A 19,040-nucleotide genomic window follows, 5' to 3' on the forward strand; every position below is an offset into this window, starting at 1 on the left:
GAGAGAAAGAATGGTCCGAATTGAGTATGATCGATTAGTAGCTATTTGTTACAGTATAGGGGTTTTGTTATTATTAAAAATTCCAAACGATAATGAATTAATTGGGGAAAAACTATTCAATTTCTTTAATGTTCCGGTATATACATATACTTATATGGATTATAAAGTCTCAAATATAGTAATCGTTTCTTTCATACTACATGTAATAGCATTTATATTATTTGTAAAATGGTTAGTAAAAAAGAAAGCTAGTACATTTAGAACAATGAATAAGATAAAAGTAGTAGGCATTAGTATTTTGATTTTAATGATGCCTTTTATGCTAAATAACATCCTCCAGACATTGAATAAAACATGGTACTACGCAGGAAAAACAGGGGTAGAGGCGATAGAATATAAAAAAGAAGATAGTCAATGTAGAATGGAGAAAAATGGGGGGGATATTGAACAAAAGTGCATTGTTACTTTAAAAAATTATCGTAATCATTCACAAGCATTAAAAATTGTTTTATATGATAATGCAACAGAGACTTCCAAAAGTTATCCAGTACCGAAACCAGTCTATTTACAAAAACATGAGACAAAGCAATTCGAATTTCAAATTCCTGTTGCTTATAATACCGGTATTGAGAAAGATAAAGTACCAAATATAAAATTACATTCATTGCATAAAAATGATGAGAAATACAATTAATCCGTAATTGAAAGGTTATGAGTAGGAGCAATAATTTGAAACGATATAGAAAATCAACTTGAATCATCCAACATGCTGCGAGGTAACGGCATATTGGATGATTTTTTATTTTATCCCCTTTTTTACGTATGAAAGGGTGGGATACTTTGTTGAAAACGAAAAACATTGCAAGGATCATATATGGTTTTCACTTTACGTAATCTTTGAAAGTTAGAACCATAGTAACTAGTTTGCCAATTTTTAATGTCGATATCGGGCCAATTGACATAATCACCTAGCGTATAAGGATCTAAGTTTTCTCTTAAATCTTTAACCCAGCGTATATTTCGATTTTCTTCATCATCGCATTTCCAAGAGGTAATGTATTCTTGCGCAATAATTGCTTTGCGATGGAAATAAGCTGTTTCAGTAGGCGAAATATTTTCCACAGCACCTACGAGCGATTGGTGCCAAATACTCGCATCTTTATTTGGTGCATGAGAAAGAAAATATTGCATAATCTGAATGCCTTTAAGAGGGATAGGTTTATATACGTAGGAACCGGAGCGCTTGAAGTTTTCAGGGATGTTGCCACTGTTAAAAAATTCAATAGCCTTTATATAAGGAACTTCATCTATAAAGAGAGAGGGGGTACCAGTTTCAAGAAGAGGTGATAATAAGGAATGGAGTTCAGAGGGAGAGCCAACAAACTCACCTTGTGCCTCAACTTTATTTTGTCGCTTTGCGAATAATTCAATTGATGAAGTGAGACGTTCGTCTATATAAGGCGCCCAGTTTTGCCAAGCTTGAAATGCAGCGATAAAATCTTCCCATTCCCATGTGATGGAGAAGATTGATACATTTTTTATAGGATGTACTCGAAAAGTTAAAGAAGTAACAATTCCGAAGTTTCCACCACCACCGCCGCGGCACGCCCAAAACAAGTTAGGGTTTTCTTGTTCGTTTGCACGAATGATTTTTGCGCTCAATTTACCGCATGCTTGTACCATTTCAACTTCTACTAATTGATCACATGTTAATCCAAATAAGCGTGAAAGCATACCGATACCACCACCAAGTGTTAATCCAACAATTCCAACACTTGCACTTGTACCAGCCGGTATTGTAACACCATAATTCCAAAGCTCTTTATAAACCGTGCCAAGATTTGCACCAGCTTCAATTGTTACTGTTAATTTATTTGTATTAACAGTAATGCGATGCATTTCACTCACATCAATAATAAGTCCTCTATTTAAAAGAGAAAAATTTTCATAGCTATGACGTCCGCTTCTTAAGCGAAATGGTATATGACGTTCACGTGCCCATTTTAAGGCATTACACACATCATTTTTATTTTGGCAAAAAACAATAATACAAGGGAGTTTTGGAATACTTAAATTTAAATTCATTCGGGCTACGTCATAGTCAGGATCTGAGGGAACAACGATACGACCTGTTAATTTTGTTTGTTTCAATTTATCACTCCTTTCTAAAATAAGCAGTGCTTTTTATTAATATATGAAAAGCGTATGTAACGTGCGTGGACAAGAGCAGGTAAGGAATGAGATTTACCTTTGCGAGAAATAAATAAAGTGAAACTTTAATCAGTGGGAGTTTTGTTCCTCCCCCACTGATTATTAGCCTTCACCAATCGGACTTTAACGGGCAGCCCGATCCCCACCGAACTTCTTTACTTTCGCTGAATTTTGAGGTGGGGTTCTTACTGCCCGGCCAATAGCGGGATAAAGCATAAGAATAAGGAATCTACATAGAGTTCAATGAAAACAGTTGCAAACTATTCATATTTTGTTATGATAGTGTTACGAAAACGTTTGCATAAAATTCCGATGGGATGCAAAAGGAGAGAATGACTATGAATAAGACATGGTGGAAAGAAGCAGTTGCTTATCAAATTTATCCACGAAGCTTTATGGATTCAAATGGTGATGGTATTGGAGATTTACAAGGTATTATTGCAAAGCTGGATTATTTAAAAGATTTAGGTATAGATGTAATTTGGATTTGTCCAATGTATAAGTCTCCCAATGATGATAATGGTTATGATATTAGTGATTATCAAGATATTATGGATGAGTTTGGTACAATGGCGGATTTTGATGCTTTATTAGATGAAGTTCATAAGCGTGACATGAAGCTTATTATTGATTTAGTTATTAATCATACAAGTGATGAACATCCATGGTTTATTGAATCTCGTTCATCTAAAGACAATCCGAAGCGTGATTGGTACATTTGGCATGATGGTAAAGATGGTGCGGAACCAAACAACTGGGAAAGTATTTTTAATGGTTCGGCATGGGAATATGATGAAGTAACAGAACAATATTATTTACATTTATTCTCACGTAAACAACCAGATTTAAACTGGGAGAATAAAGAAGTTCGTGAAGTGTTATACGATACAGTTAATTGGTGGCTTGATAAGGGAATTGATGGTTTCCGTGTTGATGCAATTAGCCATATTAAAAAAGAAGATGGCTTCAACGATATGCCAAATCCAAAAGGATTAAAATATGTACCATCTTTTGATAAACATATGAATGTGGATGGTATTCAACCTTTATTAGAAGAGTTAAAAGAAAATACATTTTCTAAGTACGATATTATGACTGTTGGTGAAGCGAATGGCGTTAAGATTGAAGATGCTGAGCTTTGGGTTGGAGAAGAGCAAGGTAAATTCAATATGGTATTCCAGTTTGAACATTTAAGCTTATGGGATGCAGAAAAGAAGAAAGACCTTGATGTTGTAGGATTGAAAAAGGTATTAACGAAATGGCAAAAAGGATTAGAGAATAAAGGATGGAATGCTTTATATATCGAGAATCACGATAAGCCACGTATCGTTTCAACGTGGGGAGATGATAAACAATATTGGCGTGAAAGTGCAACAGCTCTAGGAGCGATGTATTTCTTTATGCACGGTACACCGTTTATTTATCAAGGACAAGAAATTGGTATGACAAATGTTCAGTTACCAAATATTGAAGATTACGATGATGTAGCAATTAAAAATTTATATCGAGAGAAAATTGCAGAAGGCGTATCACATCAAGATATGATGGAAATTATATGGGCCTCTTGCCGTGATAATTCACGTACACCTATGCAGTGGAACGATGAGATGAATGCTGGTTTCACAACAAATGCACCTTGGTTTGGCATGAATCCAAATTACGAAGAAATTAATGTTGAAAAGCAAAAAAATGACGAAAAGTCTATTTTCAATTTCTATAAGACAATGATTGCCTTGAAAAAAGAGCACGATGTATTGAATTATGGTACGTACGATTTACTTTTAGAGGACGATCCACAAATTTATGCATATACACGTACGTTACAGGATGAAAAAGTCATTGTAATTAGTAATATCTCAAAAGAGGAAGCTGTGTATAATGAGCCTTTATTCGCACTAGAACGCAAACGTTTGCTTTTAAATAACTATGAAGTTGCGGAACATGAACAATTAACTACAATCACGTTAAAACCTTATGAAACAAGGGTTTATCGCATTTCATAATAAAAAAGGATGCTCCTTGAGCATCTTTTTTTATGAAAAAAAATAAATTTCTATTGCAATGTGAAAACGCTTTTATTAAAATAGATTTATGAAAACGGTTGCGTAACAAAAAAAGATAAAGCAATATGAGGAATCGTTTTCATAAGAGAAACAGAAATTATAATTTAAATCATTATGTTGTTATAAATAAAGGGGAGGAAGAACAGATGAAAATTACGTCTTTTGATTTTTGGCAAAAGTTCGGGAAAGCATTATTAGTTGTTGTAGCTGTAATGCCAGCAGCTGGTTTAATGATTTCCATCGGTAAGCTAATTGGAATGTCTGCTGGGGATATTAACGCAGTTCATACTATTGCTCGTGTAATGGAAGACATCGGTTGGGCAATTATTACAAATTTACACATTTTATTTGCAGTAGCAATTGGGGGATCTTGGGCGAAGGATCGCGCAGGTGGTGCATTTGCAGCACTATTAGCATTCGTCTTAACAAATCGAATTACAGGAGCAATATTTGGCGTAAACGCTCAAATGTTAGCGGATTCAAAAGCGACAGTTTCTTCAGTATTAGCAGGAGATTTAGTTGTAAAAGATTACTTTACTTCTGTACTTGGTGCACCAGCATTAAACATGGGAGTTTTCGTAGGTATTATCACAGGTTTCTTAGGAGCTACTTTATATAACAAATACTATAACTATAATAAACTGCCACAGGCATTAGCATTCTTTAATGGAAAACGATTCGTACCATTCGTTGTAATTGTTTGGTCTACAGTCACTGCGATTGTATTATCACTTTTATGGCCATTTATCCAAAGTGGATTAAATGAATTTGGTCGCTGGATTGCAGCATCTAAAGATAGTGCGCCAGTTGTTGCGCCATTTGTATATGGAACGTTAGAACGTTTATTATTACCATTCGGATTACATCATATGTTAACGATTCCGATGAATTACACAGAGCTAGGCGGAACATATACGATGTTAACTGGCTCAAAAGTTGGACAAATTGTAGCAGGACAAGATCCATTATGGCTTGCATGGATTACAGACTTAAATAATTTATTAGCAAGTGGAGATACGAAAGCATATAACGATTTATTAAATAACGTTGTACCAGCTCGTTTCAAAGCTGGACAAGTTATCGGCTCAACAGCAGCGTTAATGGGAATTGCTTTTGCGATGTTCCGTAATGTTGATAAAGAAAAACGTGCAAAATATAAACCAATGTTCTTATCAGCAGCATTAGCAGTATTTTTAACAGGTGTAACAGAACCAATTGAATTCATGTTCATGTTTATTGCACCAGTACTATATGTTGTATATGCTATTACAACAGGACTTGCATTTGCATTAGCAGATTTAATCAACTTACGTGTTCACGCATTTGGATTTATTGAGTTAATTACTCGTACACCGATGATGGTTAATGCAGGACTAACAAGAGATTTAATCAATTTCGTTATCGTTTCATTAGTATTCTTCGGTCTTAACTTTACATTATTCAATTTCTTAATTAAAAAGTTCAATTTACCAACACCAGGACGTGCAGGTAACTATATTGATAATGAAGATGAGTCATCAGAAGGAACAGGAAATGTACAAGATGGTTCATTAGCAACAAAAGTTATTGATTTATTAGGTGGAAAAGAAAATATTGCTGACGTAGATGCTTGTATGACGCGTTTACGTGTAACAGTAAAAGATTTAGATGTTGTTGCACCAGAAGCGCAGTGGAAACAAAATGGTGCTTTAGGACTAATCGTAAAAGATAAAGGTGTACAAGCAGTATATGGTCCGAAAGCTGACGTATTAAAGTCAGACATTCAAGATATGTTAGGTGCGTAATAATATGAAATTGCTAACTTTAAACTGTCACTCTTGGCAAGAAGAGAATCAAATGGAAAAGATAAAATATCTTGCTAAAGTCATTCAAGAAGAAGAATACGATGTCATCGCATTGCAAGAAGTCAGTCAGTCGATACAAGCTGAAAATGTATGCGGTAACAAGAAAAAAGATAATTTTGGACTTTTACTATTAGAAGAGTTAAAAGCGTTACATGTAAAAGATTACAATATTACTTGGGATTTCTCTCATATTGGTTATGATGTGTACGAAGAAGGATTAGCGATTATAACAAAGCATACTATTATAAAAGAAGATACGTTCTTTATATCAGAAAATAAAGATACAACGTATTGGAAAACACGTAAAATTGTAAGTGCAACAATTGCTTATAATGGTAAGGATATAACGTTTTATTCTTGCCATCTAGGTTGGTGGAATGATGAAGAAGAATCATTCCAAGGTCAAGTCGATCGTTTGATGGAGCGTGTAGATAGCAATGAGCTTTCCTTCTTAATGGGGGATTTTAATAATAATGCTCGTTTGCAGGGTGAAGGTTATGAATATTTGATGCAAAAAGGTTTGTACGACACATACGAACTAGCGATAGAGAAGGATGAAGGAACAACTGTCCAAGGCGAGATTGCTGGTTGGGATGAAAATAAACATAATTTGCGAATCGATTTAATAGTGTGTAACCAAAGTAAAAGAGTTCGTTCTTCAAAAGTTATTTTTAATGGTACAAACCGAAATGTAATTTCAGATCATTTCGGTGTAGAGGTTCAATTAGATATATAATAGAAGAAATCCTCACAGGTAATAAAAGCTGTGAGGATTTTTTTTAGGAATACAAGTATTTCCAAGAGAAAATACTTGTATTTTTTATGACATTTCCTATATATTTGTTATTATTGAATGTAAAACTAATTTGGTCATTTTGTATGCATACTTTTTTTACTTCGTTATATAATGAAGTAAGTGAAATATTTAATGGAAAAAATAGTGTGTTTTCGTTTAATCCACGATGTAGAAAGTGATATAATTGCAAAATGTATGTATCATTTTCTAAAGAAGGAAAAATATATAATTAGGTGATAACTTCTATGAAACAAATTTGGCGTATTTATAAGACAGATTTACGGAATGTAGCTAAACATTGGGCTGCAATTGTTATTGTTTTAGGGTTAATGATTTTACCATCGTTATATGCATGGTTTAACATTAAAGCTTCTTGGGATCCATATGGAAATACAAAAGAAGTTCCCATTGCAGTTTCTAACCAAGATGCAGGCTCTAATTTAAGAGGGAAAGATATCAATATCGGGGACGAGATTGTAGATTCTCTTAAGAAAAACAAAAATCTTGGCTGGAAATTTGTAGATGAAAAACAAGCAATTTACGGAGTTGAGCGTGGGGATTATTATGCGAGCATTACGATTCCGAAAGACTTCTCTGAAAAAATTGCAACTGTTCTGGATGAAAATCCAAAGAAACCAGAACTGGATTACTATGTGAATGAAAAAGTAAATGCGATTGCACCGAAAATTACAGCAAAAGGTGCATCAGGTATTACAGAAGAAATTAGTAAAAACTTTGTTAAAACAGCAAACGGTGAGATTTTTAAAATTTTCAATGACCTTGGAATCGATTTAGAAACAAACTTACCAAGCATCGAGAAAGTAAAAGATCTTGTATTTAAGTTAGAAGCGCAGTTCCCAGAAATGAATACACTTATGGATAAGGCGTTAGATGATGCGACTCGAGCAGAAGATGTTGTGAAAGTAGCACAAAAAGAGTTACCGGTTGTAGAAAGTGTTATTAATGATGGGCAAGAAGCGTTAGGGAATTTAGATAAGTTCTTTGCAAACAACGATCAAACATTGCAAAATGCTCCTGGGACGATACGAAATCATTTAACAACGGCTAAAGATGTAATGGACAAAGCAAATACGTTTACGAACTTTTTAATGAATCCAGGGATAGACCTTTCTGGTATGAAGGGATTACCTGAGTTTCCAGCGCGTCCGGACCTTTCAAAGTTGAATGATGAAGGTTATAAAAATATTGCAAGAAATATTAATCAAACAGTGAATAATGTTTTGAACTCGGCACGTGCAGGAACAACATACGGGAAAAGTGTTGTAAACGGATTGCAAAATGGTCAGTTTGATCCAGAAAAGGCAAAGCAAGATCTTAATGCGGTTTCTGAAAATCTTCAAGGTCGTACAGATAGTGTTGCATACCTTATTAATGTATTTACTGAACTTCAAAAATCGGCTACGACTGATTTTGGTCAAAGCTTTTTCCAAGGGCGAGTGGATCGCTTAACTAAGCTGAAAAGCGGTATGGAAAATGCAAACAACGGTATTAAAGATATTGTAAATGTTATTGGTACAGGACAAGAAGTAAAGAAAGATGTAACAGATGCAGCAAATCAAAAATTAGATGCAGCAAATGGATTAATTGATCAAGCGGAAAAAGATTATAATGAAACATTTGTAGCAGATTATAAAAAAGCAGTTAGCACAGTTGATCAAGCGAAAGCTGATGCAAATGGAGCATACGATACTGTGAAAAATGAATATGATAAGGCAAAAAATACTTTTGAAGGTATTATAGCAGACGTAAATAATAGAGGTGTTAATGGATTAGATAGCACAAAAGTATATTTAAACGATTTAAATGGTCAATTACAAGCTACTAAGAATCTAATTGGTGATGCGATTCCGGTTCTAGAAAGCACAAATAAGGTATTAGCAGATGTAAATAGTGACAAAAACCTTAATAATGGAATTGCAAAATTGAATAAAGCACAAAATGCTGTTCAAAAAGGTATAGATGCAACAAATAAGGCAACTACATTAATTAACAATGGACAGAAGCCTACAAAAGAGGTTGTAGAAAGTATTAATGAAGCAACTAAAAATGCCTCAGCTCAATTAGGAGATTTCTTAGCAACATATGATTCAGAAATCGTTCCAAACTTTAATACAGCAATTGAACGTACGAAACGTATGTCTAAAAACACAACTCAAATTTTAAGCGAAGCAGACAAAAAGCTTCCAGATGTTAAAAAATTACTAGAAGATTCATCAAAAGGCTTAGTAGACGGTAGAAAGAAATTAGCAGACATTAAAGCCGAAATGCCGGAGACTGAGAAAAAGATTAAAGAATTAGCAGATAAAATTCGTGATTTTGAATCTGAAGAAGATTTAAAAGACATCATACGCCTATTGAAAAATGATGTTGAAAAGCAAAGTGATTACTTTGCAAATCCAGTAAATTTAAAAGAGAATAAATTATTTGCGATGCCGAACTACGGTTCAGCGATGTCACCATTCTATACAGTGCTTGCATTATGGGTAGGCGCATTATTAATGGTTTCATTATTAACAGTAGAAGTACATGAAGAGGGCGCAAATTATAAGAGCCATGAAGTTTACTTCGGACGTTTATTAACATTCTTAACGATAGGTCTTTCACAAGCGTTTATCGTATCAATGGGAGATATATTCTTACTCGGTACGTACGTAGTCGATAAATTCTGGTTTGTGTTATTTAGTTTATTTATTGGTGGAGTCTTCGTTTGTATCGTATACTCACTCGTTTCTATTTTCGGAAACGTTGGGAAATCGATGGCGATCATTTTACTTGTACTGCAAGTAGCAGGGTCGGGCGGAACATTCCCAATTCAAATGACACCGGCGTTCTTCCAAGCACTTTATCCGTTCTTACCATTCACGTATGCAATTAGTGCAATTCGTGAAACAGTGGGTGGAATGCTTTGGGATATCGTAACGAGAGATTTACTTGTACTAAGTGCTTTCGTAGTAGTTATGATTGTTGCTGCATTATTACTGAAAACACCAATTAATAAATCAAGTGAAAAATTCGTTGAGAATGCAAAAGGAAGTAAAATCATTCACTAAAAAAAGGTTCCTACCTCCGGTAGGAACCTTTTTGTTTAATCAAATTTTAATTTCTTTAATGCTTCTGCGAACGGGTTATTTAATGGTTCTTCTTCTTTGTTCTGTTGTTTCATATATTTTTGAACGTCACGCTTATCAGCTTTGTTTCCAGAGTCTTTTTTACGTCGCTCCTGGAATGTCGATAATTTTTCGCGATAGCCACATTTACATGCAAAGATTTGACCTTCACCCTCACCACGTAGTTCTAGTTTCTTCTTACATTGTGGACAACGAGCGTTTGTTGTACGAGATACATTTTTACGATGACCACATTCACGGTCTTGGCAAACGAGCATTTTTCCTTTTTTGCCGTTTACTTCTAGCATTGGTTTACCACAGTCTGGACAAGACTTCGTTGAAATGTTGTCATGTTTATATTTTTTATCACTTGATTTAATTTCAGAAACAATTTCTTTCGTATAGTTCTTCATTTCAGAAATGAAGACTTCTTTTTTCAGTTTACCCTTTGCGATAGCCTCAAGTTTTTGTTCCCATTCACCAGTTAGTGTAGGAGATTTTAACTCTTCTGGTACTAAATCAAGTAACTGACGGCCTTTTGATGTAATGTGAATATCTTTACCACGCTTTTCAAGTAAAAATGAATTGAAGAGTTTGTCGATAATATCTGCACGTGTCGCTACAGTGCCTAATCCACCAGTCGATTTTAACGTATCAGCAAGTTGTTTATTTTGCGTATCCATATATTTTGTAGGATTCTCCATTGCTGAAAGTAAAGTCGCTTCATTAAATCGTGCAGGAGGCTTTGTTTGACCTGATGTTTGCATAATTAACTTTACAGCTAATGTATCACCTTTTTCAATGTGAGGTAGAAGCTGCTCTTTTACGTCATCAGTTACATCATCGTCTTCAAAGCGATTTTCGTATACTTCTTTCCAACCAGCGTGTAAAACCGTTTTTCCGCGTGCAATGAATGTTTCATTACCAACTTTTGTGCGTAACGTTAGTTGCTCGTATTCGAATGCAGGGAATAAAACAGCTAAGAAACGTTTCACAACTAAATCATAAATTTTACGCTCTTTATCTGTAAAGGATGAGAAGTTAACGTATCCTTCTGTTGGAATAATTGCGTGATGATCGCTTACTTTACTATCATCAACAAATGATTTATTAGGCTTAATTGGCTTTTGTAGTACTTTATGTGCTAACGGACGATATTCCCCGACACCGCACGCTTTTAGACGTTCTGGAAGTGTTCCAACGATATCAGATGAAATGTAGCGTGAATCTGTACGAGGATACGTTAACACTTTATGTTGTTCATATAATTTCTGCATAATGTTTAATGTTTCTTTAGCAGAGTAACCAAACTTTTTATTTGCATCACGTTGTAATTCAGTTAAATCGTAAAGACCAGGAGAGAATGACTTCTTCTGTTTTTTATCAATTTCCACAACAGTGGCATTTTGTTTATCTAGATTTTTTACAATACCATCAATTTTTTCTTTATTAAAACTACGGCTATTACCGTTTGCATCTTGCCAAGTTAGTTTTAACTTATCAGTTGTTTGAGCTTCGATACCGTAGTAAGTTTGAGCTTTGAAGTTTTTTATTTCATCTTCACGACTAGCGATCATAGCAACAGTAGGTGTTTGTACACGACCACAATTTAGTTGAGCGTTAAAGCGAGTTGTTAAAGCTCGAGTCGCGTTAAGGCCGATATACCAGTCAGCTTCTGAACGCGCAACTGCTGAAGCGTATAAATTGTCATATGCCTTACCTGGTTTTAAATTTGCAAAACCATCTTTAATTGCTTTATCGGTTACAGAAGAAATCCATAAACGTTTAATTGGTTTATTCAACTTAACTTTATCGATAATCCAGCGTGCGACTAATTCGCCTTCACGACCTGCGTCTGTAGCGACAATAATTTCATTTACATCTTTTCTAAGTAGCTGGCTTTTCACAGCATTAAACTGTTTACCAGTTTGTTTAATAACCGTTAATTTCAAACGCTCCGGTAGCATCGGTAAGTCTTCTAAATTCCACTTTTTATATTTCACATCATAGCTTTCTGGATCTGCTAATGTAACGAGATGACCTAAAGCCCAAGTTACAATATATTTACTACCTTCAAGATAACCGTTTCCTTTTTTATCACACTTCAGTACACGAGCAATATCTCGCGCAACGGAAGGTTTTTCAGCGATTACAACGCTTTTTGACATATTAAAAACATCCTTTCAAATTTCCATAAGTTAAATATAGCATACATTTTCTTGAGATTCAGTTTCGCTCGAGGTTTGAGCTGTTTTAGTGGAATGAACAAAACTCCCACTGATTAAAGTTTCACTTTATACGGAAAAGTAAAGAACTTGTTATTTTACTAGAATAAGAGTAGACTTTGAAGTAGATGAATAAGAAACACATGGGAGTTTGTGGATGCAAACTGAGAGTATGACTAATCCGTCATTGACCATTTGAACCTGTTGGATAATGCCAGCGTAGGGAGAGTGTAAAAGCACATGTTCAGGCACTTTGCATACGCGCAAAGTGCCTTTTTGTGTATCTCCCATCATTATAGTTAGGAGATGAAAAGGATGAATATGAAAGAAATTAGTAAAGTAGTGGATTTAGTGAGGGAATCTAATCCGCTCGTTCATAATATTACAAATGTTGTTGTAACAAACTTTACAGCGAACGGTTTGTTAGCACTAGGGGCATCGCCTGTAATGGCGTATGCAAAAGAAGAAGTAGCAGAAATGGCTAGCATTGCGGGAGCGTTAGTATTAAATATGGGAACACTTCGTCCCGAGGAAGTAGAAGCGATGTTACTTGCTGGTAAGTCGGCTAATACGAATGATGTACCAGTATTGTTTGATCCTGTTGGCGCAGGAGCAACATCGTATCGAACAGAAGTTGCGAGACATATTCCAGCTGAAATAGATCTAGCGATAATTCGTGGGAATGCAGCTGAAGTAGCTAACGTTATTAATGAGAGATGGGAAATTAAAGGGGTAGATGCTGGTACTGGAAATGGCAATGTTGTAAATATTGCAAAACAGACAGCAGAGGAATTGAATACAGTTGCGGTCATTACTGGAAAAGAAGATGTCGTTACAGATGGAGAGCGAACGATTCTTATTCGAAACGGTCACTCTATTTTAACAAAGGTTACTGGAACGGGTTGTTTACTAACTTCTGTAATAGGAGCATTTATTGCGGTAGAAAAAGATTATGTAAAGGCAGCAGTAGCAGCAGTAACATTTTATGGTGTAGCTGCGGAACTAGCAGCTGCTAAGACGGTAGAAAAAGGGCCTGGTAGTTTCCAAATTGAATTTTTAAATCAATTAGCGAATACAACTTCCGGTGATGTTGAGAAGTATGGGAAGATTGAGGAGTTAGAGTAAGGGGATGAAACACATGATGCGCATTGAAACCAAGAAAATGTCTAACCTATTACAAGTGTATTTTATTATGGGAAGCAATAATTGCATGAAGGATCCGTTAGCTATATTGAAAGAAGCGTTAGACGGTGGAGTGACACTTTTTCAATTTCGTGAAAAGGGAGAAGGGACTTTAACTGGAGAGGATAGAGTGCGTTTTGCAAAGAAATTGCAGGCGCTTTGCAAGGAATATGGTGTTCCTTTCATTGTAAATGATGATGTAGAATTGGCCGTTGAATTAGATGCAGATGGTGTTCATGTAGGACAAGATGATGAAGGGATTGCATCTGTTCGTGAAAAGATGGGAGATAAAATTATCGGTGTATCTACACATACAATTGAAGAAGCAAAATGGGCGATTGAAAACGGAGCTGATTATTTAGGAGTTGGCCCTATTTTCCCAACGAGTACGAAAAAAGATACGAAAGCTGTTCAAGGAACGAAAGGTTTAGCTCATTTTAGAGAACAAGGAATTACAGTGCCGATTGTTGGTATCGGTGGGATTACAATTGAAAATACTGCTGCCGTTATAGAAGCGGGTGCGGATGGTGTTTCAGTTATTTCTGCAATTAGTCTAGCGGATTCTGCGTATGAAAGTACGAAGCGATTAGCTGGGGAAGTAAATAAGTGTTTGTAGATAAAAGACCATGTAGTATGAAAATACTACGTGGTCTTTTGTCGTATAAAACAAAATATGCCGCCTAAACTAGTATGTATAAACATATATTGTTTCGGAGGCGAAGGCATGATTGTATTTCAGGATATTATAGCTGCTTATGAGAAAATGAAGGGCATTGTACATATGACCCCATTAGATTATTCAAGTACATTTAGTGAGTTATCACAGAATGAAGTGTATTTAAAGCTGGAGAATTTACAAAAGACAGGCTCTTTTAAAGTACGTGGTTCTTATAATAAAATGGTTTCTCTTGAGAAAGGTGATTTAGAAAATGGTGTTGTTGCGGCATCTGCTGGAAATCATGCGCAAGGAGTCGCTTATTCTAGTAATATGCTTAGTATTCCTTGTACGATTGTGATGCCAAAAGGTGCTCCGTTAAGTAAGGTACTTGCGACAAAAAAGTACGGTGCACATGTAGAATTACAAGGTGATGTATTTGATGATGCATTAGCTTATGCACTAGATTTAAAAGAGAAGACAGGAGCGAAATTTGTACATCCATTTGATGATGAAGCAGTAATTGCTGGTCAAGGTACAGTCGGTCTGGAAATATTACAACAGCTGGAAGAGGTAGAGGCTGTTATTTGTCCTATTGGAGGTGGAGGATTAATTGCAGGAGTTGCGATGGCAATTAAAGAACAAAAGCCATCAGTGAAAATATATGGGGTGCAGACACTTGCTTGTCCGGGAATGAAACAGTCACTTGAGGAAAAGAAGGTAATAACAGTAGAGTCGACGCCAACTATGGCGGATGGAATCGCGGTTAAAAGGCCAGGTGATTTGACTTTTGAACTTGTACAACGTTATGTGGATGATGTGTTTTGTGTAGATGAAATGGAAATTGCACGAACGATGTTAATGCTTCTTGAACGGAACAAATTGTTGGTTGAAGGGTCTGGTGCGAGCTCATTAGCTTCTTTGCTTTATCACAAAGTCCCAATAAAAGAAAAAAAGGTCGTATCCGTACTAAGTGGTGGAAATGTCGATGTAAACTTTATTTCGCGTATTATTGAGCATGGAATGGTTGAAGCAGGACGCTTCATTCACATCGCGACAATGATTAAAGATAAGCCAGGCTATTTGCATCATTTGCTCGAGATTGTAACAAATTTTGAAGCGAATGTATTAAATATACATTTAGAACGGATTGGTACAAAGGTATTTCCAGGATATGCGCAATTGCACTTGTCATTAGAAACGAAAGATAGAAATCATATTGAAGAAATATTGAGTGGTTTAAAAAAGAAAGGGTATGTTGTAGAAGTTATTGATTGAAAAAATTAAACAAACGTTTAATTAAAAAAGCACAAACCCTTTTAATTTATAGGTTTGTGCTTTTTATTTAAAACATAATTGAAATTAAGAGCATTCCAATTCCGATAGAAGTAAAGGTTGCGATTAAGCCGGGAATCATGAAGCTATGATTTAAAACGTATTTACCGATACCTGTTGTACCAGTGCGGTCGAAGTTAATGGCAGCAACAATTGTTCCGTAGTTTGGAATGAAGAAGTATCCGTTTACTGCAGGGAACATAGCAATCAGTAATGCTGGCGGAATACCAAGAGATAGTCCAAGTGGCATTAAGGCACGAACTGTTGCTGCTTGGCTGTACAGTAAAATAGATAGAATGAATAATGCGATAGCAAATAGCCATGGTGCACTTGTAACTAAGTGCTGAATTGATCCTTGAATCATATTTAAGTTTCCGTTAAAGAAAGTATCTCCCATCCAAGCGATACCGAAAATAGCAACAACCGCTGTTGCTCCAGCTTTAAAGACGTTACCAGACACAATGCTTTCTACATTTGGTTTACAGAAAATAATAATAAGAGCTGCGATGGTTAACATAACCATTTCAATTGTGTTTGGCATGGAAAGACGAACTAACTTCCCGTCAACCATCCATCCCGGACGAAGTGCTTCAAATGAACCAAGAAGTACGACAAGGAAAGTTCCTACTAGGAAAAGAATAACTGATAATTTAGCGCCTTTTACACCTACAAATTCTTTTTTCTTTTCAAGCTTAGGAATCATACCTTCTTTTAATCGTTTTAAGTATTCAGGGTCTTCATTTAGTTCTTTCCCCATTTTACTAGCAACGAATGCAGCTACCATACAAGCGATGAAAGTAGAAGGGATACTTACTTTTAAAATATCTAATAAGGTAATTTTATAGTCAGCTAACATTGCTAAAAGGGCAACTGTGGCAGCTGAAATGGGACTAGCTGTAATTGCTTGTTGAGAAGCGATTACGGCAATTGACATTGGTCGTTCCGGTCTAATTCCTGATTCACGAGAGACTTCTGCGATAACAGGAAGTACAGAATAGGCAACGTGACCAGTGCCAGCACATAGTGTGAACAAATAAGTAACAATTGGTGCGAAAAATGTAATGCGCTTTGGATTTTTTCGTAAAGCTTTCTCAGCTAGATGAACAAGATATTCCATTCCTCCAGCGGCTTGCAAAGCACCAGCGGCAGTAATTACTGCTAAAATCATAAGCATTACATCGATAGGAGGAGCGGTTGGTTGTAAGTGGAAGACAAAAACGAGTATTGCCATACCAACTCCACCCATTACTCCTAAGCCAACTCCGCCTAGGCGTGCACCAATAAAAATGCAGAGTAATAAGGTAAGAAATTGTAGCCAAAACATGATAAATTACCTCCGAAATTCATAAGTTAAGATATATTCGAATAATTTAATTTAAATGAAAATTAGTGAAATATCCGAAGGGATCTTTGATTTATATACGTTTTTTATTATATAACATAAAAAAAGTAACATTCACGTATTTTGTTAAATTATTTCGAAAAAATAATACATTGGAATTTTATATTTATATCTCTAAATAAGTAGACATTTTAATTTAAATGTTGTAACCTTGGAAAGAGAATAATTTAATTCTCATAGAACTCCCATATCGTTCAACTCGTTCAGCGAGAAAGGCAAACTGATGGAAACATGAGGGCGCAAAACTATAGGGGCTAAGGTCGAAAGGCTATGCTAGCCAGTTACCGGACGGATAGGGTTGGTCTTGACCAATGCTTTTTACATTGGTCTTTTTTTATTCTCGAACATATTGAGAATCATTTCAAACAGAATATTGATATATTTTGTTTTTTTGTTTTAAGTAATTAAGGAAGGTGAATATTGATGAAAAAGTATTGGCATAAGTTATCGTTTCTTCAAAAGAACGTCTTATTAACTGTATTAGTTATTTTGACGCTTGTTGGAAGTATGGGCGCGTTAAGTTTCAATTTGTTTCAAAATAGTATGATGTCTTTATTTGAAAGGCAGTCTATTGAAACAGGAGAGATAGTAGTACATGACTTGGATACAGAATTAGTTAAAGATATGGCGAAAGATCCTACAACCGAAAGAGTGAAAAAAGAAAAGTTAACAGAGCAATTAGATGAAGTGACAAAAGGTTTAAAAAGTGTGGGACAAACGTATGTTACAGGAGCAAAGCCGAATGAAAAACGAGAATTACAACTCGTTGGTTTGACTACAGAGCTAACAAATGCAGTGCCTGTAAAGCCGGGAGATTATTATGAACAACCGACTCATTGGATGGATGCATATGATAAAGTGATGGACACGAAAAAGGCCCAAATGACAGAAGTATATGAAGATGAATTAGGTTCGTGGGTGACAATATTAGAACCAATTAAAGATGGAGAAAACAATATTGTTGCAATTGTTGCGGCTGATTTAGATGCTTCTATCGTTCCTAGTACAAAGAAGAATTTTTTGATACAGGGTTTACTATTTATTATTATTTCATTAGTAATCGCGACTATTGCTCAATTCTTTATCGTACGTAACTCGTTAGCTCCATTAAAAGATTTACGAGAGGGATTACGTAAGATTGGTGAAGGTGACTTAAGTATTAAATTAAAAGAAAGACCAGATGATATTGGAATTATTAATGTTTATTTCAATGATACGATTGAGAAATTTAAAGGGATTATAGATAAAGTTAGGCAGACCGCTGAGCAAGTTTCTTCTTCTTCACATGAATTGTCGGCAAGCACAGAGGAAAATAGCATGGCAGTTCAAGAGATTGCAAGTTCTATTGAAGGTTTAAGAGTAGGGGCACAGTCTCAAGAAACTTCAGTCCAACAATGCTTAGGAATTGTGCATGGAATGGAAGATAAGGTAGAAGAGATAACTGGAGCTGCGAAACAAGTTGCGGTTGCCTCAGAAGGTATGGAGCAACATTCAATTGAAGGTAATGAAGTGATTGGACAAATTATTAATCAAATGAGTTTAATCCAAAATGCAGTGAAAGATTTATCTTCTATTATTTATTCGTTAGAAACAAGATCAAAAGAAATTAGTGATATTGTAACTGTAATTACAGGTATTTCAAATCAAACAAATTTATTAGCTTTAAATGCTTCTATTGAAGCTTCTCGTGCTGGAGCAGCTGGAAGAGGATTTGCAGTTGTTGCTGATGAAGTACGTAAATTAGCAGAACAAACTGAAACGTCAGCGAAAGATATAGCAAAATTAATTAGTGAAACACAAGCTGAAACAGAAGAGGCTGTAGTTTCAATGCAAAAAGGTTCAAAAGAAGTAGAATCTGGAATTACACTTGTTCAAAGTAGTGGTGCTTTCTTTGAAAAAATCTCGAAATCAGCACAATCTGTTAAAAATCAAGTGAAAGCTGTTTCTGGCAATTCGAGTGATATTTTACAAAATAGCCAGAATATCGTTCAAGTCGTAAATGAATTATCACATATTGCAAATACTTATGCGAATAGTAGTAGTAATGTTGAAGAAAGCATGAAGGAGCAAGAAATATCAGTACAAGATATTGCAGAATTAGCGACTTCTTTAAGTTGGCTTTCTCAGGAATTGCAAGAGCTAATTGGTGAGTTTAAAAGCGAATAAGGAAAAGTGAAACTTTAATCAAGGGGGCAGCCC

Annotated in this window: 12 protein-coding genes and 2 riboswitches; of the genes, 9 read left to right on the top strand and 3 right to left on the bottom strand. The window is 35.4% G+C overall.

The genetic code is table 11. From position 1 onward, the window contains the following. Window positions 1-10 precede the first annotated feature (10 nt). Complete coding sequence (locus tag BTOYO_RS15550; RefSeq protein ID WP_000251621.1) at window positions 11-694, top strand: hypothetical protein; 684 nt, start codon at window positions 11-13, stop codon at window positions 692-694. A gap of 122 nt (window positions 695-816) precedes the next feature. On the opposite strand, the gene BTOYO_RS15555 is transcribed toward BTOYO_RS15550, so the two are convergent. Next, entirely contained in the window at window positions 817-2,151 is a 1,335-nt protein-coding gene (locus tag BTOYO_RS15555; protein WP_000814886.1) for an FAD-binding oxidoreductase, read from the bottom strand. Window positions 2,152-2,549: 398 nt separating this feature from the next. Between BTOYO_RS15555 and BTOYO_RS15560 the strand changes: the two genes are divergently transcribed. The 4 genes from BTOYO_RS15560 (at window position 2,550) to BTOYO_RS15575 (ending at window position 9,985) form a co-directional block, all read left to right on the top strand. Beyond that, window positions 2,550-4,214, top strand: a complete 1,665-nt coding sequence (locus BTOYO_RS15560; protein ID WP_001044715.1) for a glycoside hydrolase family 13 protein — start codon at window positions 2,550-2,552, stop codon at window positions 4,212-4,214. Window positions 4,215-4,420: 206 nt separating this feature from the next. Continuing rightward, window positions 4,421-6,058 carry a PTS transporter subunit IIBC gene (locus tag BTOYO_RS15565; RefSeq protein ID WP_000705554.1) on the top strand — a complete coding sequence of 546 codons (1,638 nt, stop codon included), beginning with the start codon at window positions 4,421-4,423 and terminating at the stop codon, window positions 6,056-6,058. A 4-nt stretch (window positions 6,059-6,062) separates the two neighbouring features. Further along, window positions 6,063-6,854 (top strand): endonuclease/exonuclease/phosphatase family protein, encoded by a 792-nt coding sequence (locus BTOYO_RS15570; RefSeq protein ID WP_000772006.1) that lies wholly within the window; start codon window positions 6,063-6,065, stop codon window positions 6,852-6,854. 305 nt (window positions 6,855-7,159) lie between these two features. After that, entirely contained in the window at window positions 7,160-9,985 is a 2,826-nt protein-coding gene (locus tag BTOYO_RS15575) for a YhgE/Pip domain-containing protein (RefSeq protein ID WP_000810063.1), read from the top strand. 35 nt (window positions 9,986-10,020) lie between these two features. On the opposite strand, the gene topB is transcribed toward BTOYO_RS15575, so the two are convergent. Then, a complete protein-coding gene (gene topB / locus BTOYO_RS15580; protein ID WP_000047305.1) occupies window positions 10,021-12,210 on the bottom strand; it encodes a DNA topoisomerase III in 2,190 nt (729 codons plus the stop codon). Between the two features lie 190 nt (window positions 12,211-12,400). Then, window positions 12,401-12,510, top strand: a riboswitch (TPP riboswitch). A gap of 72 nt (window positions 12,511-12,582) precedes the next feature. Between topB and thiM the strand changes: the two genes are divergently transcribed. From thiM to ilvA, 3 genes are all read left to right on the top strand, one after another. After that, window positions 12,583-13,392 (top strand): hydroxyethylthiazole kinase, encoded by an 810-nt coding sequence (gene thiM / locus BTOYO_RS15585; protein ID WP_001056100.1) that lies wholly within the window; start codon window positions 12,583-12,585, stop codon window positions 13,390-13,392. Window positions 13,393-13,405: 13 nt separating this feature from the next. Next, window positions 13,406-14,065, top strand: a complete 660-nt coding sequence (gene thiE / locus BTOYO_RS15590; protein WP_000984528.1) for a thiamine phosphate synthase — start codon at window positions 13,406-13,408, stop codon at window positions 14,063-14,065. Window positions 14,066-14,173: 108 nt separating this feature from the next. After that, a complete protein-coding gene (gene ilvA, locus BTOYO_RS15595) occupies window positions 14,174-15,382 on the top strand; it encodes a threonine ammonia-lyase (RefSeq protein WP_000634740.1) in 1,209 nt (402 codons plus the stop codon). Between the two features lie 67 nt (window positions 15,383-15,449). Here the strand turns inward: ilvA and BTOYO_RS15600 are convergent, their stop codons facing one another. Next, window positions 15,450-16,763, bottom strand: a complete 1,314-nt coding sequence (locus BTOYO_RS15600) for an anaerobic C4-dicarboxylate transporter family protein (RefSeq protein ID WP_000498727.1) — start codon at window positions 16,761-16,763, stop codon at window positions 15,450-15,452. A 282-nt stretch (window positions 16,764-17,045) separates the two neighbouring features. Beyond that, window positions 17,046-17,130: riboswitch (cyclic di-GMP riboswitch) on the top strand. A gap of 134 nt (window positions 17,131-17,264) precedes the next feature. Here BTOYO_RS15600 and BTOYO_RS15605 point away from each other — a divergent pair. Then, a complete protein-coding gene (locus tag BTOYO_RS15605) occupies window positions 17,265-19,007 on the top strand; it encodes a methyl-accepting chemotaxis protein (protein WP_000761071.1) in 1,743 nt (580 codons plus the stop codon). The last annotated feature ends 33 nt before the right edge of the window (window positions 19,008-19,040 follow it).

Source organism: Bacillus toyonensis BCT-7112, assembly GCF_000496285.1.
GTDB lineage: Bacteria > Bacillota > Bacilli > Bacillales > Bacillaceae_G > Bacillus_A > Bacillus_A toyonensis.